Source organism: Pseudomonas meliae (assembly GCF_001400515.1).
Lineage (GTDB): Bacteria > Pseudomonadota > Gammaproteobacteria > Pseudomonadales > Pseudomonadaceae > Aquipseudomonas > Aquipseudomonas amygdali.
Window position 1 is genome coordinate 1 of sequence record NZ_LJQT01000004.1, and the last position, 1,121, is coordinate 1,121.

The 1,121-nt window shown below is 58.1% G+C and carries 2 protein-coding genes; both read right to left on the reverse strand.

Annotated features, from left to right (window positions below; translation table 11 throughout):
- Window positions 1-160: 160 nt before the first annotated feature.
- Window positions 161-547: a hypothetical protein gene (locus ALO64_RS00015; RefSeq protein WP_054991631.1), complete on the reverse strand. Its 387-nt coding sequence runs from the start codon at window positions 545-547 to the stop codon at window positions 161-163.
- Between the two features lie 9 nt (window positions 548-556).
- The coding region (locus tag ALO64_RS00020) for an ATPase, T2SS/T4P/T4SS family (protein ID WP_162232050.1) at window positions 557-1,121 on the reverse strand (565 nt) is incomplete at its 5' end.

Consider the following 1,121-nt stretch of genomic DNA (forward strand, 5'->3'; position numbering starts at 1 on the left):
TAAAGCATGCGCCGGTCGTTCCAGGGCAGCTTGCGGGCCTCCCACAACGTGTCCCAGGACAAGCCCGCGAAGTGCCCCTGGGTCAGTTGCAGAAACATCGCACCCCCTGCATAAAGACCTGCCACGAAGAACACCAGCATCAATGCGATGACCAGTAATGTCAGTCTCCACCACATAAACGTCTCCTGTCACCCTGCCGGGCGAGCGTGTGCTCGGTCCCCTGAACCTGAGCACGTGCCGCCTCGAATGCTGCGAACGTGTTCGGATAAGGCTGCATCGCTTCGATCATCGTGAACACTTGCCCCAATGCATCACGGTTGTGCCGCTCACGTTCTACAAGGGCTTTCTCCAGGCCGTGTGCAGGATTGCGCGTAATGCTGTTGTGCAAGGTGACGTAATCCATCTGGATGGCTTCGGCCACTGCGTAGAACTGTGAGTAATTGAGCAGCAGAATGTATGGCTGCGTGGGTGGCTCGGGCCTTTCTGCTACGCGCTTACCGCTACCGCGTGTTGCAAACTTCCGAGTAAAAATCCGTTTCAACCACATGACCCACTCCTATTTAGCTCGTTGACGCTGACCATTGAGCAAGGCCAGCTTGTATTCGGGTTCGTAATGCACTTCAAGGATGTCCTGCTTTTCCATGTACACCACCACATCGAATGAGGTCCGTACCAGGCGCTCGATGTAAGCGTAGTCCAGGCCCTTGCCGACTTCCGACTGCTTCACCAGGCCGCACACACGCGCATAGCCCCCTTCACTGTCGTTGGCGTGCGCCGTGGTCACGGTGCCCTTGGTGCCGGTGTTCAGAATCTCGATGAAGTGCCACACCTCGTCACCCGTCAGCTCGGTCAGGAACAGGTGGTCGGGCTTCATCCGCAGCGAGCTGGCCACCAGGGCTTTGGGTCCCACCACATGCCCGTAGAACAGATGCACATGGTTGGGATGAAACGGCAGGGGGTCTTCCAGCATTTCCTGGATCGTGACCATGCGCCGGTGAGCCGGAAACAGGTCGATCAGCGTCTTGCCGTAGGTGGTTTTTCCCGAGCCAGGCCCGCCGAACACGATGATGTTCTGGAGATGGGCGACGGCCATTTCCATGAACGAGTCCCAGTCGCCGGGG